We start from the raw sequence: 21,907 nt of genomic DNA on the forward strand, positions 1-21,907 counted from the left end.
ATGATGTCGAGCCTTTTAGTGATGGCCGTGCTGGTGATGGTGCCGTTCCTGCTGGCCTCGGCCCGCTACGCCGTGGTCCGTACCGGCCGGCCCGACTGGTTGCGACGTGTCCTCGCGGCCCGCACGCCTCGTCACGGGCTGGGCGTGGGGGCCTCGGTCGCCGATGAGCTGCACGCGTTCCTCAACTCGGCGAAGCGCGTGGAGATCGAGCACCGGGTGGAGGAACAGGTCCTGAAGGACGACGCGCTGGACGGCGCGCCGCCCCGCATGGGGGTGGACCTGGACGCCGGGACGGCGGTGGTCAGGCGGAAGCCGGAATCCTGAGCCCGGACCGGGCCGCCCCTGCATCCGTCCGCGCTCAGTTCCCCGACGGCTCCGGCCGGGTCGCGATGACGACGGTGGCGTACAGCTCGTCGGAGGTGACCACGCGCGGGATCAGACCACTGCGGGCGACGGTCTCCTCGGCCCGTGCCGCCTGCCGCTCGCTCGTCTCGACCAGCAGATGCCCGCCCGGTGCCAGCCACCGGGGGGCCTCGGCGGTGACCCGCCGCAGGACGTCGAGGCCGTCCCTTCCCCCGTCGAGTGCGACGCGCGGTTCGTGGATACGGGCCTCCGGGGGCAGCAGTTCGACGTCCTCGGTCGGCACGTACGGCACATTGGCGAGCAGTGTCTCCACCCGGCCGCGCAACGATCCGGGGAGCGGCTCGAAAAGGTCGCCCTCGTACACCCGGCCGGTCTCGGCGATGTTGCGGCGGGCGCACCGTACGGCTGCGGGTTCGACGTCGGTGGCGTGCAGTTCGATGCGGCCCAGCGTCGCGGCGAGCGCGGCGCCGAGTGCGCCCGAGCCGCAGCACAGGTCGACGACGACCGCCCCCGGCCCGGCGAGAGCGGCGGCCTGCCCCACCAGGAACTCGGTGCGGCGGCGGGGTACGAAGACGCCGGGGTCCACGGCGATCCGCAGACCACCGAACTCGGCCCAGCCGAGGACATGTTCCAGGGGCAGACCGGCGGCCCGCCGTTCGACCATGGCGGCGAGGTCGGCGGGGTCGGTGGCTGTGGAGACAATCAACTCCGCCTCGTCCTCGGCGAATACGCAGCCGACGGCGCGGAGTGTGGTGACGATGGTGGCAACGGTGAGTGGTGAAGCGGGAACCGACATGAAGCGGAGCCTTTCGGGAAAGCCGATGGGCGCTCCGCGGTCGATTATGTCGGGTCGACCACGCGATCGTGTGGGGTGAGCACCCAGCCTGATACAGCGGTAATGGGTCTCACCTCCTTGGTCGGTCCCCAGGTGGGGATGCGTCACATTACCTCAGTCGCGGCGTCGGGCGGTGCCCCTGCCGGAGATGTCCGCAAGGGCGCCGGCACGGCCGATCGTGTTCCGCCGCCGTCGCTGCAGCGTGGGTCACCTCGCACGGGACGGCGGTCCCGGGCCAGTCGGCGGTGCCTGCGGCGGCGGTCTCGGAGCGGGTGGCGGCATGGCGGTCCCGGCCCCGGACATGGACGGTCACCACGCACAAATTTGCCCACTGCGCAATTATCCCCGGCCGGGCGATACTGAACCCATGGAGCGCGCTGTGGGACTGCGGGAACGCAAGAAGGAAGCCACGCGGCAGGCCGTGCACGAGGCGACGTTGCGGCTGACCGTGGAGCACGGCTTCGACCACGTCACGGTGGAGGCCGTCGCGGACGCGGCCGGGATCTCCCGCAGAACGTTCTCCAACTACTTCACGGGCAAGGAGGACGCCCTCCTGTACGGGGAGGAGCAACAGATCAGGGAGCTCGTCCGGACCGTGCGCGACCGGCCCGCCGAGGAGACCGCGTGGGCGGCGCTGCGGGCAGCCATGACACAGTTCGCCGAACGGGTCGCACCGCCGGAGCGCGAGTGGGCCCTGCGGACCAGGCTGGCGATGCGGCACCCCTCGCTGCTCGCCCGTCAACTGGCCAACCACGCGACCCTGGAAGGGGACTTGGCCGACGCCATGGCGGTGCGCCAGGGCCCGGCGGAGAAGGCGGTCCGCCCCCTGGTCCTGGCCGCCGCGTTCCTGTCCTCGCTGCGGATCGCCATGCACCTGTGGATCGAGGAGGACCTGGCCCGTGAGCCCTCCGCGGTGATCGACGAGATCCTGGACGAGATGGCCCGCCGGTTCGACTGAGCGGGGAGCGGCGCAGGACCGGATTCCGCGGCACTGTGCCGAGCGCGGGAGCGGGGGGACGGTGGGGCGTCGCCGGTCCTCACACGAGCGGCTGGGGGGCAACCGCTGTGCCGCCCAGGTCGGCTTCTCCCTCCGTTACTTGTCAGCTCGGTAGAGCTCGATGTCCTTGTTGACGAAGAGGTGGACGTAGCCGCACTGCCAGCAGATCAGCCCGGTGGCGCTCTTGTTGGCCCAGGCCAACTTCATGAACTCCATGCCGGTGCTGTTGAGCAGGACTTCCCGCACTCGGAACAGGTCTCCTTGGCAGACCTGGCAGGTGAGCCAGACATCCCCCAGTGCTGCACGTACAGGCTTTGCCATCGAGTGAACGCCCCCGTCCTTGCCGTGTTGACGGAACGAGACTACGAGGCGGTCCGAGCCGCTCACAGCCCGGGGAGGGCACCATAGGGTCTCCTTGCAACGGGTGTGCCGTCTGACGGCCGAAGGGGCGGCGGAGGAGCACACGTGCCCTCCGCATGCCCGATCGAGCAGCAAGACGGGGACGGTTGCTGTGGTTGCGGTACTCCGCTGCTGTACGGCAGACGCTCGGTCTCCTTCAGCCCGGTGCTGGTCCGGCGGCCCCAACACTGAAGCTCTGACATCAACGGCGCCGGACGGAGGCGTACCCCAGCTTCTCCCTCCGGCTGTCGCACCGGTCGACGGCGGCAGCCGGAGCGACGCCGAAGCCGCTCCTGGCCAAAGCCGCTCCGCCGCCCGAGTGGTAGCGTGCCGCGCTGCCCAACTTGACTTCGGAGGCATACATGGCCAGCTACAAGGAACACGAGCAAGCTGCCATCGACCTCTTGGCGCCGCTAAGAGGTGCCATGGGAGGAACAGTCCAGCCGGACTACCGCTTGCAGATGGCTCAGGTGGAGGCGCTTCTGGCGCTCGCCGCAGCCATAGCCGGTCGTCACCAGGGGGACGGAGCGCCGGGGCAGCCGCCAGTCGCGAACGGCCCTGCCGGCTTCTGACAAGGAAGGCCGCCGAAGCCTCCATGCGGTGTTGGGCCGTCGCTGGGTCCGTGCGAGGCGAACCGAGGCTGACCAATATTGACAGACAGCGCTCACGCCGCCGCAGGTCAGAAGTCCGCCCCACTGAGGCGCCGCAGGTGGCACACTTGACGAGCTAGTTCCAGAAGAACTGGCCGATACGTGATCCAACACCGAGTCCCTGCTGGAGCATTGACCTGCCGGGCAAAGGTGAGCAGCATACGTTTGTGATCAGGCATCATCCCGCGATGACACAGGGCCATCATGGCAGTTGAACCACGGCACGATGTGCGTCGGTTCCGTGTGCGTCTGCGCGGCTACCTCCTCGCCGTGCCGATCGCCGCTGGGTGGGCGGTCATAGGTCACTGGTGGTTGCCTGAACCGTGGTCAGCGAGTATAGAGGCCGTGCTCTTCATGCTTGCGGTATCCGTGCTCTACGGCGAGATCCACGCCTGGCGACTCCGTCGTATCCAGCGTATGCCCGATTGAGCGGAAATCAATGGGCAGCAACAGTGAGCGTCCAAGAGGTCGCGCAGATAGGCGCGGTGGGGAACCCGGCGCGAGGCAGACACAGGTCCTGGGCGATCAGGTGGTTGTCACGCTCTGTGGTTCCCGGGGTCCGCCGCGAACGGAGTGGCTATATGCCTGGCCGACAAGTGGTAGAGGTTCCGGGGCTTTCTCAGATCGCTGGAGCGTTCATCGAGGCGCGAGTTGCGGCGGAGATGAGAATGTCGCGGGGCACCCGCGCTGCAGCGGCAAGGGCGCGACCCACCGGGTAGGCGTGGGCGCCTGCTGGGAGATTTCCGCAGCGCCCGCTGAGTACCACGTCGATGGAGCCCGTGGTGCTGTGCGATTCCGTGGTTCGGTCCAATCGCCGAAGTGCTTGGCGGGCGACTGCCTCCGCGCTGTCGTACAGGGTGGTTCCGGTGGGCAGGCTCTGCAGAATCTCTGGTGCCAGCAGGGGGTAGTGCGTGCATCCCAGCACCACGGAGTCGCAATTCTGGGGGGTCCGCTTGGCCGCGTCGGCGATCGCTTCTGCTGCGGCGGCCATGTCTCCGTGGTCGATCGCCTCGGCCAGACCGGGGCATGCGACACGCGCGACAGGCCGACCGTTCGCGAAGTCCGCGATCAGGCGATCCTGGTAGTCACTCGCTGTGGTCCGGACGGTTGCCCACACGGCGATGCCTTGGCCGGCCGTTGCGGCCGACTTCACGGCGGGCACGGTTCCGATCACAGGCACACGGGGTTCAAAACTCTCACGCAGAGCGTCGATCGCGGTGACGGTGGCGGTGTTGCAGGGGACCACGATGGCCTCCGCACCGCGCTGGACGGCCAATTGGGCGGCACTGAACAGACGGTCCGTGACGAAGGAGGCAGGTTTCGATCCCCAGGGGGCGCCGTCGGGGTCCAAGAACAGAAGCAGATCGAGTTCCGGGGCGAGGTGCCGTAGCCATCCTGTGGTGGAAAGGAGGCCAAGCCCTGAGTCGATCACTGCCACCATCATGGAAGTCAAGCTACCAGCCGACCATCGGCGCGAATGGCGGTCCGTCACAGGCGGCGGTGGGGGCGGTCCTCCCAGCGGTTAGTGGTCCATGCTCGGCGGATCAGGCTACACACGGTGATGATGGTGTCGGCAAGGTCGAAGAAGGCGTCGATGACGGTGGCCCGGCGCTCGTTGCAGCGGGCGAGGCGATGGAAGGCGTTCTGCCAGGCGTGGGTGCGTTCGACGTGCCACCTCTGACTTGCCTGAAGGGGTGCCTTCTCGCCCTTGTGCGCGATGCGGCCGTGCAGGCCGCGTTCGTGGAGCAGGGTGCGAGTCTTGTCCGAGTCGTAGCCGGCGTCCAGGTGCACGGTGACGTCTTCGGGCGGCGGTCCCAGGTCCTGCAGGCGGTCCAGGGTCGGGGCAAGTAGCGGGGAGTCGTGACGGTTCGGTCAGCCATGATGGCAGTACAGGCACAGGTCTCCCCGGTGATCACAGAGCGTCGCAACTCCGTGATCGCCAAGACTTGTGCCTGCTTTGCTACCGAGGTACCGCCACCGTGCCTATCTGTGCGGCCTCCAATAAGGCGGATTCGGCACCAGTGGTCGGGTCTCTCGGGGGAATCGCACCCCCGGGAGACCCGACCACGGGCGTCGGATTTTGGTGAGCGGCTTCGCTATAGCTATTTTGTACGCCGAGGGGCCACTGGGATGTTGGGATCGATCTCCCTCGTGTGCCACCACTCAATGATATTCGATCTCACCATCAAGGTGAACCAAGAGTGTTCGCTCGACGATGCATTTGGCGCAGCCGCAGCGGAGTCTTCTGCGGGAAAATCCAGGGTGAGAACCCATTGCTCATCGCACATACTGCTGGAGGTCACATCTACTGTTGCGACAATGCGAATGCCGTCACCCTCGGGCTTTACGATCGCCTGAGTGATCCTGAATACAGGACTCCCTGGTTCGCTAAAACTCTCCGAAAGCATTGCATCGAGGCCCACCGGGCCCTGCACCTCGTCCATATTGCCTACTTTAGCAGGCTGCTGCAGCCCTGTTCGAGGCCACCGATGCGATATGTCCGGGCTGATAGTACGCGGTGATGATTCCCTGAGGGCTTACGCCACTTCCACCGATCGGGCCGTTGTTGAAAACCACTTTGAACGCCACTGGGGGGCATTGGGAGAGGTTCTGATAGTAGAACCCGAAGCTTTGCTTTCCGCGGGAGACTGTGTTCGCAATCATAGAGCTGTCGTATCCGTGCTTCGGGGCCAGGTGCCGGTACCCCCACGTCGACGTGGGGCAGCGAAGAGGCACGTTGACGAATCCTCGCGTGAAGTTCTTCACTATGTGGTTCGTTGACTTCCCAGCACACGGGTCCGCGGCAGCGGCTGGGCTGACTGACGCGACCACCATGGATGTGGAGACCACGGCCAATGTGGCACCGATACCGAAAACGCGACGCGCGAGATTCATTATCTCCTCAAATCCCCGTAGGTGAAACGAAATACTTGCGTCCTACTGCTCTGGTCACGAATGACTATAGGCTTTTTAGGGGATTTTGAAGTCACCTCAAAATGATGGCCGATTATCCCGCTTGGCTTAACATCGATCTTTCGTGACGGTCTACCGACGGAGTCGGCAGCGTATTGCGGACCGTGGCGGGTTGCGGGCATGCAGGCGGCCCGACTGACGTGCCGGGTGGGCGCCGGGTTCCACGGCTCCGGGTGTGATGGGTACTGGTCGGGACAGGTCGTTGCCGCTGGTCGTCCAAGGTTCGGCAGGGCTCGCAGTCGCTCGCACGCGCTGGTGGTCATATCGCGTCAGGGCCAGTGACGGGCGAGCCGCATGCAGCGGCGGCCCGGGTGTCCATCTGGGCAGCGGCGGAGAACAGCCGCCGCCGTCGGGGTTTGGGCTCCCACCGCCGAGTCCGGCCGGTCAGCGCGAGCACCGGCATCCAAGCCGGCAGGTCGCTGAGGCCGGCAATGCTGGCGCCGTCGACATCCACGAGCTCGCAGGCCTGCACGGTGTCACCACGAAGTTCATGCGCAAGGTGGGAGGGTGCTTGAGGACGTCAAGAGCACTGCCGCACAAACAGGCGACGGAGGCGGCGCCAAAACCATGCGCCGAACCGGCTGAGCGGACCCTCAAGCTCGGCTCGGCCGCAGAGCGCTCCACATGTAGTCAGATCCCAGCGTCCTGCAACCCGCAAGCTCCGAGGCGGCACTCGACGCACCATCAACTAGGCTGGCCAAAGCCGCATAAGTCGTGTTCAGGATCAGGGGTCAAGGCCCGACCCAGGCTTCACCCTCCGCGTGTACACGCACCTCCTGACGAGCAGTGAGGGGCGTACACGTAAGGCCGTGGACTCCATGTACGACAGCTCATTTTTGACGCCTGACGGCCCACAGACGGCCCACGGCTGAGAAGACGAACCGGGCCCGACGGTCGATGACCGTCGGGCCCGGCTGCCGTTCCACGACACACAAGGCGCCGGCCCGCGCCTACAGCACCGGCAGCAGGGCCTTCAGTTCGAAGGCCGTGACCTCGGAGCGGTACTCCTCCCACTCCTGCTTCTTGTTGCGCAGGAAGAAGTCGAAGACGTGCTCGCCGAGCGTCTCGGCGACCAGTTCGCTCTTCTCCATCAGCGCGATCGCCTCGCCCAGGTTCTGCGGCAGGGGCTCGATGCCCATCGCGCGGCGCTCCGCGTCGGACAGCGCCCACACGTCGTCGTCGGCGCCGGCCGGGAGTTCGTAGCCCTCTTCTATACCCTTGAGGCCCGCGGCGAGCAGCACCGCGTACGTCAGGTAGGGGTTGGCGCCGGAGTCGATGGAGCGGACCTCGACGCGGGCGGAGCCGGTCTTGCCGGGCTTGTACATGGGGACGCGGATGAGCGCGGAGCGGTTGTTGTGGCCCCAGCAGATGTACGAGGGGGCCTCGCCGCCGGCGCCCGCGGCGCGGGAGGAACCGCCCCAGATGCGCTTGTAGGAGTTGACCCACTGGTTCGTCACGGCGGAGATCTCCGCGGCGTGGGTGAGCAGGCCGGCGATGAAGGAGCGGCCGACCTTGGACAGCTGGTACTCGGCACCCGACTCGTAGAAGGCGTTGCGGTCGCCCTCGAAGAGGGAGAGGTGGGTGTGCATGCCTGAGCCGGGGTACTCGGAGAACGGCTTCGGCATGAACGTCGCCTGCACGCCCTGCTCCAGCGCGACCTGCTTCATCACCAGACGGAAGGTCATGATGTTGTCGGCGGTGGAGAGCGCGTCCGCGTACCGCAGGTCGATCTCCTGCTGGCCGGGGGCGCCCTCGTGGTGGCTGAACTCGACCGAGATGCCCATGGATTCGAGCATGGTGATCGCCTGGCGGCGGAAGTCCATGCCGACGTTCTGCGGGGTGTGGTCGAAGTAGCCGGAGCTGTCGGCGGGGGTGGGGCGGCTTCCGTCCACCGGCTTGTCCTTCAGCAGGAAGAACTCGATCTCCGGGTGGGTGTAGAAGGTGAAGCCCAGGTCGGACGTCTTGGCGAGGATGCGCTTGAGGACGTAGCGGGGGTCGGCGAAGGACGGCGAGCCGTCGGGCATCAGGATGTCGCAGAACATCCGGGCCGTGCCAGGGGCCTCCGCGCGCCACGGCAGGATCTGGAACGTGCCCGGGTCCGGCTTGGCGATCATGTCGGACTCGTACACCCGGGCGAAACCCTCGATGGCCGAGCCGTCGAAGCCGATGCCCTCGTCAAACGCCTGTTCCAGTTCGGCGGGGGCCACGGCAACGGATTTGAGGTAGCCGAGGACATCGGTGAACCACAGCCGTACGAAGCGGATGTCGCGCTCCTCAAGCGTTCTGAGGACGAATTCCTGCTGCTTGTCCATAGCCACATCCTTGCAGTTCAGACGGTCCGTGCACCACCGCCCGGGGTAGGGGAGGAGCTCCAGTGTCACGACCCGGGATTTCACCCAGATTACGCACACGAAGTGAGATGGAGCACCCGGCCACCCACTACGATCGGCGCCCGTGGTGCGCATGGGGTGGAGCGGCTTTCGCGACTGCCCGGTGCACGCCGGTTCTCCCGACCGATTCCCGTCCCTCCCCGCCCCTTCGCAGAAGGACCCGCCGCCATGAGCTTCGACCGCAGGACCCGCATGGAGCAGCTGCGCAACGCCGACCGCGCCCGCGAGCGCCGCAACCGTGTCCTGGCCATAAGCCTGAGCGTCCTCGTCGTCGTGGGGCTGGTCGGCTTCGGCTCGTACATGGTGCTGGACAAGTCCGAGGCGTCGGAGAAGAAGCAGGACGTCCGGGCCGATGACGCCAAGGCCCCCGCGACGGATCAGCAGAAGCCGGCCGACGGGCCGATCGAGGGCCTGAAGACGTGGGACGCCAAGAAGCTGACCCGCAACCACGTCACGACGCCCGTCACGTACCCGATGAAGCCCCCGGTCGGCGGTGACCACAACCCCGTGTGGATGAACTGCGACGGCGAGGTCTACAAGAAGGCGATCCCCGACGTGAACGCCGTGCACTCGCTGGAGCACGGCTCGGTGTGGGTGACGTACACCGACAAGGCCTCCGACGCCGATGTGGCGAAGCTCGCCGAGCGGGTCGGCCGGACGCCGTACTCGCTGATGAGCCCGTACGAGGGCCAGGCCGGGACGATCATGCTGAGTGCCTGGGGCAATCAGGTGACGGTGGAGGGCGCGGACGACCCGCGGGTCGGCCAGTTCTTCGCCGCGTTCGTGCAGGGGCCGCAGACGCCCGAGCCCGGCGCGGCGTGCACGGGCGGGCTGGGGGCCCGGTGACCGCTGTGAGGCGTGACCGGCGCGTCAAGTGGGTGGCGGGCTCCGCCGTCGGGCTCGCGCTGTTGTTCGCGGGGGTGGCGACGGTCGCCTCCGCGCGGGACGACGGTGCGGACCATGTCGCCGTCCCCGCCCCGCGCACGCCTGCGGTGGACTCGGCGGACGCCGGTTTCGCCCGCGACATGGCGGTCCACCACCAGCAGGCCGTGGAGATGTCCTTCATCGTGCGTGACCGCACGCGTGACGAGGAGGTGCGCCGCCTCGCGTACGACATCGCCAATACACAGGCCAACCAGCGGGGCATGCTGCTCGGCTGGCTGGACCTGTGGGAGCTGCCGAAGGCGGCCGCCGGGCAGGAGCCGATGGCCTGGATGGCGGCCGACGGGCACGAGGGGCATCCCATGGACGGCATGGCGGGGATGGAGGGCACGGGGACGACCGGGTACCGCGCGCACGACGGCTCCCTCATGCCCGGCATGGCGACCAGGACCGAGCTGGACCGGCTCCGGAGGGCGAGTGGCAGGAACGCCGAGGTCCTGTACCTCCAGCTGATGACCGACCACCACAAGGGCGGCATCGACATGGCTCGCGGCTGCGCCCGGCTGTGCACGGTGAAGGTGGAGAAGCGCCTGGCCCGGGGAATGGCCGACGCCCAGCAGTCCGAGCTGGACACGATGGCGCGCATGCTGGCGGCGCGAGGGGCGAAGCCCCGGTCCTGAATGATTCCCTCCGAGCCGCAGATGCACCCGAACGGGTGATAGCGGTCGCGTGCCCCGAACGGGCCCATGACGATGGGTTTCGCTCGGGGTCGTACAGCATGCCCGACGGCACGCAGGAGGAATCCCTCATGACCACCGCCAAGGACATCATGCACACCGGGGCCACTTGGATCCCCGCGCACGAGACACTCGACCGCGCCGCACAGCTGATGCGCGACCACAAGGTGGGCGCGCTGCCCATCTCGGCCCACGGCGAGGAGGACCGGATGATCGGCATCCTCACGGACCGCGACATCGTGGTCGGCTGTGTGGCGATGGGACACGATCCGTCGAAGATGACCGCGGGCGACCTCGCCCACGGCACCCCCCGCTGGATCGATGCGGAGGCGGGCGTGGAGAAGGTTCTGGAGGAGATGCAGACCCATCGCATCCGCCGGCTTCCGGTGGTCGAGAACAAGAAGCTGATCGGCATGATCAGCGAGGCCGATCTGGCGCAGCACCTGTCCGAGGAGCAGATCGGCGCCTGGGCGGAGAAGGTCTACGCCCGCGGCTGACGGCTCCTCGAACGCACCGCTCAATGGCCCGGTGCCCCTCGTGCGCGAGGGGTACCGGGTCGCTGCGCCGTGCGCCCCGGCGGGCCCATCAGTACTGGGGAGATACGTTTCCGCACTGCGCCGGTACGTCTCCCCGCGCGGTGCATACCCAGCAGGGGTAGGGTGCTCGACATGACACTGAGTGGATGTGCGACATACGGACAGTTGTTTCCGTCCGTCGTGCTGCCCATCGAGGTCGCCCACCTCGTCGGGGGTGGTGCGGCGCGGGTGTCGCCGGTTCCCGGGCCGGACGCCCGGCCGGGCCGGACGCGTCGTGCCCCGTTGTCGGTGCTGCGGATACGGAAGGGGTGCCGCCCCTCCCCCAGCAGACCGTCCACCGACCACACCCCGAGGTGCTCTCCGTCATGCGCACTCCACCCACCCGGCGCGCCGTGCTCGGCGCCGCTGTCGCCACCGCCGGTACGACGGTCCTGGCCGCTTGTTCCGGCGAATCCGAGACGGGCCGCAGTGGTACGAAGGCCGGCGGCGCCAACGCCGACGGCACGACCCGCGGCGGCGTGAACCACGGGACCTCCCCCCGGGAGAGGTCCCGTGGCGAGTACGTCTCCCCCGACGGGGAGGAGGTCGCCGCGGCCGAGGCGAAGCGGCCGTCCGGTCCCCTGCGGAGGATCGACCTCACCGCCACCCCGTCCCGTCTCGATCTGGGCGGCGGGCTCGTCGTCGGCTCCTGGGCCTACGAAGCCCGCCTGCCCGGCCCGGAGCTCCGGTTCAAGGTGGGCGACAACGTGGCACTCACCCTCGCCAACCACCTTCCGGCCGCGACCACCCTGCACTGGCACGGCCTCAACGTGCGCAACGACATGGACGGCGTCCCCGACCTGACCCAGAAGGCGATCAAGCCGGGCGCGGAATTCGCGTACCACTTCAAGGTGCCGCACCCGGGGACGTACTGGTTCCATCCGCACACGGGTGTCCAGCAGGACCGCGGGCTCTACGCGCCACTGATCGTCGACGATCCGAAGGAGCCCCTCAAGTACGACAAGGAGTGGGTCGTCGTCCTCGACGACTGGGTCGACGGAGTGGACGGCTCCACGCCCGACTCGGTGCTCGACGAGCTCAGCCATGGCAGGGGCGGCATGGACCACGGCGGCTCGGACCACGCCGACATGGACCAGCAGGGCGACATGGACGACAAGGGCGACGCGGGGGACAACGGACACGGCGGGTCCCCCAAGTCCACCAAGCGCCGCTCCGGCCCCTCACGGATCATGAGGGACTCCTTCAGCAGACTGCTCGACAGCCACGGAGGCAATGTCGCCTACCCGTACTACCTGATCAACGGCCGGACCGCGCAGTCGCCCACCTCCTTCTCCGCCAAGCCCGGCGACCGCATCCGGCTGCGCATCATCAACGCGGGCGGCGACACCGCGTTCCGCGTGGCGCTCGGCGGTCACCGGATGACCATCACCCACACCGACGGCTACCCGGTCCGGCACACCACGACGGACGCCCTGCTGCTGGGCATGGGCGAGCGGTACGACGTGGTGGTGACCGCCGGGGACGGAGTGTTCCCGTTGACCGCGCTCGCCGAGGGCAAGCGGGCGTCGGCGCTGGCCCTGCTCCGTACCGGAATGGGCACGGCACCCACCGCCTCCGTACGGCCGAAGGAGCTGGACGGAAAGCTGGTGGAGGCGTTCGACCTGTCGCCGGACGAATCCGTGGCGCTGTCCGTCCGCAAGGCCGACCGGACCCTGCGGTTCAAGCTGACCGGCAGCATGAGCGCGTACGACTGGGCCTTCGACCGCAAGCCGTACAACCCCGGACAGCGCCATCCGGTCAGGGCGGGCGAGCGGGTCAGGCTGGAGTTCTACAACGTCACGTCGATGTGGCACCCCGTCCATCTGCACGGGCACTCGTTCGGCGTGGTGGGTGCGGCGGGGCCGCAGCACCGGGCCTCCCACCGGCGCGCGGCCGGGTGGGCGCGCAAGGACACCGTGATCGTCCGGCCGCACAGTTCAATGGCCGTCGAGTTCGACGCGGACAACCCGGGTCTGTGGATGCTCCACTGCCACAACATCTACCACTCGGACGTGGGCATGATGACGGTCGTCGGCTACCGCCGCTGACCCGCTCCTGGCGGGCCGCCCCGCGAGCGCGCGGCCCGCCAGGACATCGCGTCAGTCAGACGATTACACTGGTGCGCGTGCCTCAACTACGCCTCGCACTGAATCAGATCGACTCGACCGTCGGTGATCTCTCCGGCAACGTCGAGGCGATCGTCCACTGGACCCGGCACTCCGCCGAGCAGGGCGCCCATCTGGTGGCGTTCCCCGAGATGATGCTGACCGGCTACCCCGTCGAGGACCTGGCCCTGCGGTCGTCCTTCGTCGAGGCCTCGCGTCAGGCCCTGCGCGCGCTCGCCGCCCGTCTCGACACGGAGGGCTTCGGGGAGCTGCCGGTCGTGGTCGGTTATCTCGACCGTTCCGAAACGGCCCAGCCGCGCTACGGCCAGCCGGCCGGCGCCCCGCAGAACGCCGCGGCGGTGCTGCACCGCGGGCAGGTCGCGCTGACCTTCGCCAAGCACCACCTCCCCAATTACGGCGTCTTCGACGAGTTCCGGTACTTCGTACCGGGCGACTCGATGCCGGTGGTGCGGGTCCATGGCATCGACGTGGCGCTCGCGATCTGCGAGGACCTCTGGCAGGACGGCGGCCGGGTGCCGGCCGCGCGGGCCGCCGGCGCCGGGCTGCTGCTGTCGATCAACGCCTCGCCGTACGAGCGGGACAAGGACGACACCCGGCTGGAGCTGGTCCGCAAGCGGGCCCAGGAGGCCGGCTGCACCACCGCGTATCTGGCGATGATCGGCGGCCAGGACGAGCTGGTCTTCGACGGTGACTCGATCGTCGTCGACCGCGACGGCGAAGTGATCGCCCGCGCTCCGCAGTTCGCCGAAGGCAGCGTCGTGCTCGATCTGGACCTGCCGGCCGCCGAGGCCGAGGCGCCGTCGGGTGTCGTGAACGACGGGCTGCGGATCGATCGCGTGGTGCTCTCCGAGGAGCCCCTGGCCGCGTACGAGCCGGAGCTGGCCGGCGGATACGCGGAGCGGCTCGACGACGACGAGGAGCTGTACTCCGCACTGGTCGTGGGCCTGCGCGCGTACGCCGCCAAGAACGGCTTCAGCAGTGTGCTGATCGGGCTCTCCGGCGGGATCGACTCGGCGCTGGTCGCGGCCATCGCCTGCGACGCGCTGGGCGCGCAGAACGTGTACGGCATCTCGATGCCGTCGAAGTACTCCTCGGACCACTCCAAGGGCGACGCGGCCGAGCTGGCCCGCCGTACCGGGCTGAACTTCCGCACCGTGCCGATCGAGCCGATGTTCGACGCGTACATGGGCTCGCTGGGGCTCACCGGCCTCGCCGAGGAGAACCTGCAGTCCCGGCTGCGCGGCACGATGCTGATGGCCGTCTCCAACCAGGAGGGCCAGATCGTCCTGGCCCCCGGCAACAAGTCCGAACTGGCGGTCGGCTACTCGACGCTGTACGGCGACTCGGTCGGGGCGTACGGCCCGATCAAGGACGTCTACAAGACGTCGATCTTCCGCCTCGCGAAGTGGCGCAACCGCGCCGCCGAGGAGCGCGGGCAGACCCCGCCGATCCCGGAGGCGTCCATCACCAAGCCGCCCAGCGCCGAGCTGCGGCCGGGCCAGGTCGACACGGACTCGCTGCCCGACTACGACGTACTGGACCGGATCCTGGAGCTGTACGTCGACCGGGACCAGGGGCTGGACGAGATCGTCGCGGCCGGGTTCGACGGGGCCCTGGTGACGAAGACGCTGCGGATGGTGGACACCGCGGAGTACAAGCGGCGGCAGTACCCGCCGGGCACGAAGATCTCCCCGAAGGGCTTCGGCAAGGACCGGCGGCTGCCGATCACGAACCGGTGGCGCGAGTCGGGCTGAGCAATGAGGTACCGGGGCCGTCCGGTGGCCGTCCTGTCCTCGGCCACCCGACGGCCCGAGCCGGGCTCGCCCTCCGGCACCGGACGGGCCTGCCCCGGCCGGCCGCCGTCCTGGGCGGAAGGACCCGGTCCCGCTTGAGCCCGTCGGCCGCCGTGGGGGCCCCACATGGACGGCGAACGGGAAGACGTGCAGGACGACGGCGAGCGCGCCGAGCGATCCGTACAGCGTCGGGCGCAGCGCCCGGTCCGTGAGCGGGCCCGCCGCGAGCGCGCCCGGCGTCACGGCCCCACGTGCGCGAGCGCCCGGCTCGTGCGTCACGCCGCCGCACGGGACGGGCGGCGGCGGGCCTATCTCGTACCTGTCACAGCTTCAGGCGTGCGGCGATCGGGAGATGGTCGCTGCCCGTCGCCGGGAGCGTCCACGACGACACCGGCTCCACGTCCTTCACCAGGATCTGGTCGATCCTCGCCATCGGGAACGACGCCGGCCAGCTGAAGCCGAAGCCGTTGCCGGCCGCGCCCTGGGTGGACCTCATCTGCGCGGTGACCGCGTTGAGCGAGCGGTCGTTCATCGTGCCGTTGAGGTCACCGAGCAGGATCACCTTGCCGAGCCGTTCGTCGGCGATGGCCTCGCCCAGGGCGTCCGCGCTGTCGTCGCGCTGGTTGGCCGTGAATCCGGCGTGCAGCTTGACCCGTACGGACGGCAGATGGGCCACATAGACGGCCACCTCGCCCCGGGGGGTCTTCACCGTGGAGCGCATCGCCCGGGTCCAGCCCATCTTGATGTCGACCGGGCGGGTGTTGCTCATCGGGTACTTGCTCCACAGGCCGACGGTCCCCTGCACCGAGTGGTACGGGAAGCGTTCGGCGAGTGCCGCCTCGTACTTCGACACCTTGCCGCTCGGCAGCTCCTCCAGGGCGATGATGTCGGCACCGGAGCTCGCGACCTGCCGGGCGGTGCCCGCGGGGTCGAGGTTGTCGGCGTTGACATTGTGGGTGGCCACGGTGAGGTCGCCGCCGCTGCCCGACTTGTCGGTGAGCAGCCCGCCGAAGATGTTGAACCAGACCACGATCGGCAGCAGGAGGGCGATCAGCGCGGTCGCCGAGCGGCGCACCAGGCCCAGAATCAGCAGGAGCGGGACGAACGCGCCGATCCACGGCAGGAACGTCTCGGAGAGGCTGCCCAGGTTGCCGATGGTGTTCGGGATCTTCGCGTGGAAGGCCATCACCAGGGTGAGGAGGACCGAGCAGAGGGCGAGCACGATTCCGCGCCGCCAGATGCCCGGGTCGCGGGTCCATCTGTCGCGCAGGTCCCGGAGACGGGATCCGGACCCGGTGCGCTGCGGCCCCGTACGGTTGTTCCCGGTGTCCGCTCCGTACGCCTGCACCATCGCGCTGTCCTCACTGCCTTGCCGTGCGTATCGCCGCGCCCTCGACCCTAGGCGATGGGCGGCGGGTTTCCTGCCGTCCACGACGGCTGTACTGCCACGAGGACGAAGGGCGGGGTCCGGAGGGTTCCTGAAAGGAGCGGTCTGCGGGGGCTTGTGACAGAACGATCACACTCGCGCGGGCCCCGGGCGCGCCAGAGGGTGTCGGGTGGCCTCCTGCCCGCCCGATCGGAGGTCACCCGACAGCCTCTCATTCGTCGGCGGCCGGGGCGGAACCCGTCCGGGGGGCGAGGCCCTCGGTCAGGGTCCGGATGATGCGGTCGGCGAGGTCCTCGGGCAGCGGCGCATCGGGCCGGTGGATGGTGCGGACGAGCATGGGCCCCAGGAACAGGTCGTTCGTCAGCTCCACGTCCAGGTCCCCGCGCAGCTCCCCCGCGTCGACCGCCCGCCGCACGGCGGCCAGCATGGCGGCGCGGCGGGGCGCTATGACGGTGCACTGGTATTCGGACCACAGCTTGGGGTGGCTCTTCATCTGCGCGAAGACGTTGTGGAGCAGGACGGAGGAGCGCTGGGCGAGGCCGCGTCGGCGCAGGGACTCCAGCAGCAGCCGCAGGTCGTCGATTCCGGCGGTGCCGGAGACGGTGGGTTCGGGGGGCTCGATGTCGCGCAGGACGTCGACGAAGAGCTCCTCCTTGCCGCTCCAGCGCCGGTAGATGGTCGCCTTGCCGACCCCGGCGGTGCGGGCGATCCGCTCGATGGACAGGGCGGCGAGGGGCTCGCCGGCCTCCAGCAGTTGCACGACGGCGTCGAGGATCGCCCGCTCGGCCGCCGCACTGCGCGGCCGGCCCCTTCGCGGTTCCGGATCCTGCCGGACCGGGTGGTTCCGGCCCTGTGCCTGCGCGTCTACCTGCACCTGAATCCGCCTCTCGCCGCACCGTCCGCTCTTCCGATTCTCGCCGAAGGCGGCGGTGCCCCGGTGAGCCGCCTCCGGGTCCGGGGTCACCCGGAACCCGGAAGGCGGCACTCTTCAGCTCTCCGGGGCCGTTACCGGCCCGCCTCGGCGCGTATCGAGGGCTCGCTCTCGCCGGAGCCGCTGGAGCCCTGTTCGACGGGCGTCTTCCCCGGCAGGAAGAGCGCGACCACGAGCATGCCCACCAGGGCGATGGCCGCCGAACCGATGGCGGTGACGTGCATGGCCTTCAGGAACGCGTCGTTCGCCGCGGCGACCAGCGGGGCGCCCGCCGGGCCCAGCTTGTCCGCGACGCCGAGCGTCGCCTCGATCGACTCCCCCGCCGCCTGCCTGGCGGCGGCCGGGAGCGCACTGAGGTGACCCTCGATGCTGCCGCGGTAGACGGTGGACAGCACCGAGCCGAGCACGGCGATGCCGAGCGCCCCGCCGACCTGCCGGAACGTGTTGTTGACCGCCGATCCGGAACCGGCCTTCTCCCTGGGCAGCGCCTGCATCACGGAGACCGTGACCGGCGTCATCACATGTGCCATGCCCGTGCCCTGCACGAAGAAGAGCACGCACAGCACCCAGACCGGCGTGGTGGCGTCGAACAGCGCGAACGCCGCGAGGCCGAGCGCGACGAGCAGCATGCCGACACTGCAGACCACGCGGGCGCCGAACCGGTCGACGACCAGCCGGGCGCGCGGTGCGAAGATCATCTGGGCGACAGCCAGCGGCAGGATCATCAGACCGGCCTCCAGTGCGCTCCAGCCACGCACGCTCTGCATGTAGAAGGCGGAGAAGAAGGTCACCCCCATGAGCGCGAAGAAGACCAGCGCGATGGCGGCGACGGCCGCGGAGAACGACGGCTCCTTGAAGTACGTGACGTCGAGGGCCGGGTGACTGGTGCGCTTCTCGTACTGGACGAACGCGGCCAGGACGATCAGGCCGCCGACGACCGAGAGGAGCACGACGGGGTCGGTGAAGTCGGCGAGCTGTCCGCCGCGGATGATGCCGTACACCAGCAGGACCAGACCGACGATGGACAGCAGCACACCGACGGGGTCGGTCCGGCCCGGCTTCGGGTCCCTGGAGTCCGGCACCAGCAGCACCATCGCGATCAGCGCGACGACCACCACGGGCACGTTGACCAGGAAGATCGAGCCCCACCAGAAGTGTTCGAGCAGCAGTCCGCCGGTGATCGGGCCGATCGCGATGGCGAGGCCGACGCTGCCGGCCCAGATACCGATGGCCTTGGGCTGCTCGTCGCGTTCGAAGACGTTCATCAGGACGGCGAGCGTGGCGGGCATGACGAACGCGGCGCCGAAGCCCATCACGGCACGCCAGGTGATCAGTTCGCCGGGCGAGCCGGACATGGACGCGAAGGCGGAGCCGACTCCGAACAGGAGGATGCCGAAGAGCAGCACCTTCTTGCGGCCGATGCGGTCGCCGAGCAGTCCCGCGGTGAACAGGAGTCCGGCGAAGACGAGCGTGTAGGCGTTGATCGCCCACTCCAGTTCGCTCTGGGTGGCACCGATGCCGGTGGGTGCGGGGCTGGCGATGGTCTTGACCGCGACGTTCAGGATCGAGTTGTCCAGCACCACGATGAGCAGGCTGAACATCAGAACGACGAGGATCGCCCAACGGCGGCGGTGAACCGCCTCGGGAACCTGGGGCAGGGCGGGGCGAGCGCCCGACGGTATTGACATGTCACGGAGCTTATATGATTTCGATACGACACCGTCTCGTATTGGAAGGTCTTTACCGAGGCGCGGCCACGGACACGGACGGGCGGGCCCACTTCCCGTGGACGGCCGCGGGATGCCACCATGGAACCGGTCCGGGGACGCCGTCAGGGCGCCTCGAGATGACGAAGGAGCCGTTGGCAATGTCGCTTCAGGCTGCGCAGAACAAGTCCGCCGCCACCCCCGCGGGAGCCACCACCGACAGCAGCAAGGCGCTGTACGGAGGCAAGAGCACCCGCCGTATCTCCATCCATGACATCGCCGCCGCCACCGAGCGCGGCGAGAAGTGGCCCATGCTCACCGCCTACGACGCGATGACCGCGTCCGTCTTCGACGAGGCCGGTATCCCGGTCATGCTGGTCGGTGACTCCATGGGGAACTGCCACCTCGGTTACGAGACCACCGTGCCCGTCACGATGGACGAGATCGCGATCCTCTCCGCCGCTGTCGTACGGGGCACCAAGCGCGCCCTGATCGTCGCCGACCTGCCCTTCGGGGCCTACCAGGAGGGGCCGGTCCAGGCCCTGCGCAACGCCACCCGGCTGATCAAGGAGTCCGGTGTCGGCGCGGTCAAGCTGGAGGGCGGCGAGCGCAGCCACGAGCAGATCCGGCTGCTGGTCGACGCCGGTATCCCGGTCATGGCCCACATCGGTCTGACCCCGCAGTCCGTCAACGCGATGGGCTACCGGGTGCAGGGCCGCGGCGAGGAGGCCGCCCAGCAGCTGCTGCGCGACGCCAAGGCCGTGCAGGACGCGGGCGCGTTCGCCATCGTCCTGGAGCTCGTTCCGGCCGAGCTGGCCGCCGAGGTCACCCGCACCCTGCACATCCCGACCGTCGGCATCGGCGCCGGTCCCGACACGGACGCCCAGGTGCTGGTCTACACCGACATGGTCGGGCTGACCGGCGGCAAGGTGCCGCGCTTCACCAAGCAGTACGCGAACCTCCGCCAGGTGCTGGGCGACGCCGCGAAGGAGTTCGCGGAAGAGGTCGTGGGCGGCGCGTTCCCGGCCGCGGAGCACACCTTCCACTAGGTTCTCCCGTTCGGACCAGGCCGCGAGCCCGGCGTGATCCGGACGAAAGGCCCTGGGGTTCTTCGTCCGGATCCGGCGCGATCCGGACGAAGGCCCTAGTTCCCCCGGGTCCGCCCGTTCAGCGGGACGGGCCCGGATTCGGACCACTGCCCGCACCACCGACAGCCCGCCGACATCCCCCATCGGCGGGCTGTCGGCCCGTTGTCGGCGGACTGTCGGTGGCACCTGGTCCCATGGTGGGCATGACGCGAATCGACAAGAACCCCAGGAGCGGCCCGAACGCCGTCGAGGTCCGGGGACTGGTCAAGCACTACGGCTCGACCAAGGCTCTGGACGGCGTGGACCTCGATGTCCGCGAGGGCACCGTGCTCGGTGTGCTCGGCCCCAACGGAGCCGGCAAGACCACGCTCGTACGCTGCCTGTCCACCCTGATCGTCCCCGACGCCGGGCACGCCGTCGTGGCGGGCTACGACGTGGTGAAGCAGCCCCGGCAGCTGCGCCGCACCATCGGCCTGACCGGGCAGTACGCCTCGGTCGACGAGAAGCTCTCCGGCTGGGAGAACCTCTACATGATCGGGCGGCTGCTCGATCTGCCGCGCAAGACCGCCCGCGCCCGCGCCGACGAGCTGCTGGAGCGGTTCTCGCTCACCGACGCCGCCAAGCGCGCCGCGATGGACTACTCCGGCGGCATGCGGCGCCGGCTGGACCTGGCCGCCTCGATGATCGGCAGCCCGGCCGTCCTCTACCTGGACGAGCCGACGACGGGGCTCGACCCCCGGACCCGCAACGAGGTCTGGGACGAGGTGCAGCGGATGGTCGCGGAGGGGGCGACCGTCCTGCTCACCACCCAGTACATGGAAGAGGCCGAGCAGCTCGCGAACGAGCTCACCGTCATCGACAAGGGCCGGATCATCGCCAACGGCAGGGTCGACGAGCTCAAGGCGAAGGTCGGCGGCCGCACCCTGCAGATCCGGCCCTCGGACCCGGCGCAGCTGCCCTCGATGGCGCAGGCGCTCAGGGAGGCCGGCCTCGACGGGGTCGCGGGCGCGCAGGCCGTCCCGGACGAAGGGCTGCTGTACGTACCGATCCTCAGCGACGAGCAGCTGACCGCCGTCATCGGCCTGCTCGGCACCCGGGGCTTCTCACTGGCCCATGTCGCCACCGCGCTGCCCAGCCTGGACGAGGTCTTCCTGGCCATCACCGGCGAGAAGAGCGCTTCCGCCACCGACACGATCCCGACGGAGGTCGCGGCATGAGCACGACGATCCAGAAGCCTGCCCCCGCCGATACCGCCGCCGCTGCCGGCCGGCCGCCGGCGCCCGCCGGTGAGGGCCGGATCGGGCTGCGCGGCAACCTGCGGCACATCGGGGCGCTGATGCGGCGCAATCTGCTCCAGATCAAGAAGGATCCGGAGTCGATGTTCGATGTGCTGCTGATGCCCATCATCTTCACCCTGCTGTTCGTGTACGTCTTCGGCGGGTCCATCGGCACGAGCATGGGCGGAGACCGGCAGACGTACATCAACTACGTGGTCCCCGGCCTGATGGCGATGATGGGCATGAACATCGCCACCGCGGTCGGGACCGGTGTCAACGAGGACTTCCACAAGGGGGTCATGGACCGGTTCCGGACGATGCCGATCGCCCGCTCCTCGGTCCTCATCGCGAAGATCGCGGTCGAGCTGGGCCGGATGATGGTCGCCACGGCGATCCTGCTGGGCATGGGCTTCCTGCTCGGCATGGAGCTGAAGACCTCGGTGCTCGGCCTGCTCGCGGCGGTCGGCCTGTCGGCGGCCTTCGGCGCCGCGATCATGTGGATCTTCATCCTGCTCGGGCTGTCCCTGAAGACACCCCAGGCGGTTCAGGGACTGGGGATGCTGGTGCTCATTCCGCTGCAGTTCGGCTCTTCGATCTTCGCCCCGACCGCCACGATGCCCGGCTGGCTCCAGGCATTCACCGACTACAACCCGCTGTCCAACCTGGCGGACGCGGCGCGCGGGCTGATGATCGGCGGGCCGGTCGCCCACTCGGTGTGGCTGACGCTCGGCTGGGCGGTGGCGATCACCGCGGTGACGGCTCCGCTCGCAGTCGCCAAGTTCCGCAAGCGGAGCTGAC

19 protein-coding genes and 2 pseudogenes are annotated in these 21,907 nt (G+C 68.9%); 11 read left to right on the forward strand and 10 right to left on the reverse strand.

The genetic code is table 11. The annotated features are described in order from the left end of the window. Positions 1-21: 21 nt before the first annotated feature. Positions 22-324, forward strand: a complete 303-nt coding sequence (locus ACZ68L_RS19135; protein ID WP_469578330.1) for a DUF6191 domain-containing protein — start codon at positions 22-24, stop codon at positions 322-324. A 34-nt stretch (positions 325-358) separates the two neighbouring features. Here ACZ68L_RS19135 and ACZ68L_RS19140 read toward each other — a convergent pair whose 3' ends face one another. Then, on the reverse strand, positions 359-1,159 hold the full coding sequence (locus tag ACZ68L_RS19140) for a putative protein N(5)-glutamine methyltransferase (protein ID WP_469578333.1): 801 nt from the start codon (positions 1,157-1,159) through the stop codon (positions 359-361). A 406-nt stretch (positions 1,160-1,565) separates the two neighbouring features. Between ACZ68L_RS19140 and ACZ68L_RS19145 the strand changes: the two genes are divergently transcribed. Then, positions 1,566-2,156 (forward strand): acyl-CoA-like ligand-binding transcription factor, encoded by a 591-nt coding sequence (locus tag ACZ68L_RS19145; RefSeq protein ID WP_469578335.1) that lies wholly within the window; start codon positions 1,566-1,568, stop codon positions 2,154-2,156. Positions 2,157-2,291: 135 nt separating this feature from the next. On the opposite strand, the gene ACZ68L_RS19150 is transcribed toward ACZ68L_RS19145, so the two are convergent. Next, the gene (locus ACZ68L_RS19150; RefSeq protein ID WP_469578337.1) at positions 2,292-2,441 is read right to left on the reverse strand and encodes a hypothetical protein; all 150 of its coding nucleotides are present in this window, start codon (positions 2,439-2,441) and stop codon (positions 2,292-2,294) included. Between the two features lie 515 nt (positions 2,442-2,956). Between ACZ68L_RS19150 and ACZ68L_RS19155 the strand changes: the two genes are divergently transcribed. Next, a complete protein-coding gene (locus tag ACZ68L_RS19155; protein WP_469578341.1) occupies positions 2,957-3,166 on the forward strand; it encodes a hypothetical protein in 210 nt (69 codons plus the stop codon). A 697-nt stretch (positions 3,167-3,863) separates the two neighbouring features. Here the strand turns inward: ACZ68L_RS19155 and ACZ68L_RS19160 are convergent. From ACZ68L_RS19160 to glnA, 5 genes and pseudogenes are all read right to left on the reverse strand, one after another. After that, positions 3,864-4,736 (reverse strand): glutamate racemase, encoded by an 873-nt coding sequence (locus ACZ68L_RS19160; protein WP_469578344.1) that lies wholly within the window; start codon positions 4,734-4,736, stop codon positions 3,864-3,866. Then, positions 4,733-5,113: pseudogene (locus ACZ68L_RS19165) on the reverse strand (transposase); the annotation flags it as partial. The gene ACZ68L_RS19160 and the pseudogene ACZ68L_RS19165, both read right to left, overlap by 4 nt. A 233-nt stretch (positions 5,114-5,346) precedes the next feature. Beyond that, complete coding sequence (locus ACZ68L_RS19170; RefSeq protein ID WP_469578347.1) at positions 5,347-5,688, reverse strand: hypothetical protein; 342 nt, start codon at positions 5,686-5,688, stop codon at positions 5,347-5,349. A 798-nt stretch (positions 5,689-6,486) separates the two neighbouring features. After that, positions 6,487-6,635 (reverse strand): annotated as a pseudogene (locus tag ACZ68L_RS19175) (IS1380 family transposase); the annotation flags it as partial. Positions 6,636-7,167: 532 nt separating this feature from the next. Beyond that, entirely contained in the window at positions 7,168-8,529 is a 1,362-nt protein-coding gene (gene glnA, locus ACZ68L_RS19180; RefSeq protein ID WP_072483343.1) for a type I glutamate--ammonia ligase, read from the reverse strand. Positions 8,530-8,775: 246 nt separating this feature from the next. Between glnA and ACZ68L_RS19185 the strand changes: the two genes are divergently transcribed. The 5 genes from ACZ68L_RS19185 to ACZ68L_RS19205 all read left to right on the forward strand — a co-directional run bounded on the left by ACZ68L_RS19185 (position 8,776) and on the right by ACZ68L_RS19205 (position 14,681). After that, positions 8,776-9,453, forward strand: a complete 678-nt coding sequence (locus ACZ68L_RS19185) for a DUF3105 domain-containing protein (RefSeq protein ID WP_469578354.1) — start codon at positions 8,776-8,778, stop codon at positions 9,451-9,453. Next, entirely contained in the window at positions 9,450-10,169 is a 720-nt protein-coding gene (locus ACZ68L_RS19190) for a DUF305 domain-containing protein (RefSeq protein ID WP_469578359.1), read from the forward strand. The genes ACZ68L_RS19185 and ACZ68L_RS19190 overlap by 4 nt, the downstream gene beginning before the upstream one ends. A gap of 128 nt (positions 10,170-10,297) precedes the next feature. After that, positions 10,298-10,723, forward strand: a complete 426-nt coding sequence (locus ACZ68L_RS19195) for a CBS domain-containing protein (RefSeq protein WP_469578362.1) — start codon at positions 10,298-10,300, stop codon at positions 10,721-10,723. Between the two features lie 404 nt (positions 10,724-11,127). Next, complete coding sequence (locus ACZ68L_RS19200; protein ID WP_469578364.1) at positions 11,128-12,849, forward strand: multicopper oxidase family protein; 1,722 nt, start codon at positions 11,128-11,130, stop codon at positions 12,847-12,849. Between the two features lie 77 nt (positions 12,850-12,926). Then, entirely contained in the window at positions 12,927-14,681 is a 1,755-nt protein-coding gene (locus tag ACZ68L_RS19205) for an NAD+ synthase (RefSeq protein WP_469578368.1), read from the forward strand. Between the two features lie 361 nt (positions 14,682-15,042). Here ACZ68L_RS19205 and ACZ68L_RS19210 read toward each other — a convergent pair whose 3' ends face one another. The 3 genes from ACZ68L_RS19210 to ACZ68L_RS19220 all read right to left on the reverse strand — a co-directional run bounded on the left by ACZ68L_RS19210 (position 15,043) and on the right by ACZ68L_RS19220 (position 18,726). Then, positions 15,043-16,071: an endonuclease/exonuclease/phosphatase family protein gene (locus ACZ68L_RS19210; RefSeq protein WP_469578371.1), complete on the reverse strand. Its 1,029-nt coding sequence runs from the start codon at positions 16,069-16,071 to the stop codon at positions 15,043-15,045. Positions 16,072-16,318: 247 nt separating this feature from the next. Next, positions 16,319-16,981, reverse strand: coding sequence for a TetR/AcrR family transcriptional regulator (locus tag ACZ68L_RS19215; RefSeq protein WP_469578375.1), 663 nt, complete (start codon positions 16,979-16,981; stop codon positions 16,319-16,321). Positions 16,982-17,112: 131 nt separating this feature from the next. Beyond that, positions 17,113-18,726, reverse strand: a complete 1,614-nt coding sequence (locus ACZ68L_RS19220; RefSeq protein WP_469578378.1) for an MFS transporter — start codon at positions 18,724-18,726, stop codon at positions 17,113-17,115. A 179-nt stretch (positions 18,727-18,905) separates the two neighbouring features. Here ACZ68L_RS19220 and panB point away from each other — a divergent pair, with 179 nt between their 5' ends. From panB to ACZ68L_RS19235, 3 genes are all read left to right on the forward strand, one after another. Next, the gene (panB, locus tag ACZ68L_RS19225) at positions 18,906-19,793 is read left to right on the forward strand and encodes a 3-methyl-2-oxobutanoate hydroxymethyltransferase (protein ID WP_469578381.1); all 888 of its coding nucleotides are present in this window, start codon (positions 18,906-18,908) and stop codon (positions 19,791-19,793) included. A gap of 233 nt (positions 19,794-20,026) precedes the next feature. Beyond that, a complete protein-coding gene (locus ACZ68L_RS19230; protein ID WP_469578385.1) occupies positions 20,027-21,049 on the forward strand; it encodes an ATP-binding cassette domain-containing protein in 1,023 nt (340 codons plus the stop codon). After that, positions 21,046-21,906 carry an ABC transporter permease gene (locus ACZ68L_RS19235; protein WP_469578388.1) on the forward strand — a complete coding sequence of 287 codons (861 nt, stop codon included), beginning with the start codon at positions 21,046-21,048 and terminating at the stop codon, positions 21,904-21,906. The genes ACZ68L_RS19230 and ACZ68L_RS19235 overlap by 4 nt, the downstream gene beginning before the upstream one ends. Position 21,907 lies beyond the last annotated feature (1 nt).

Source organism: Streptomyces sp. NPDC104309, assembly GCF_055584025.1.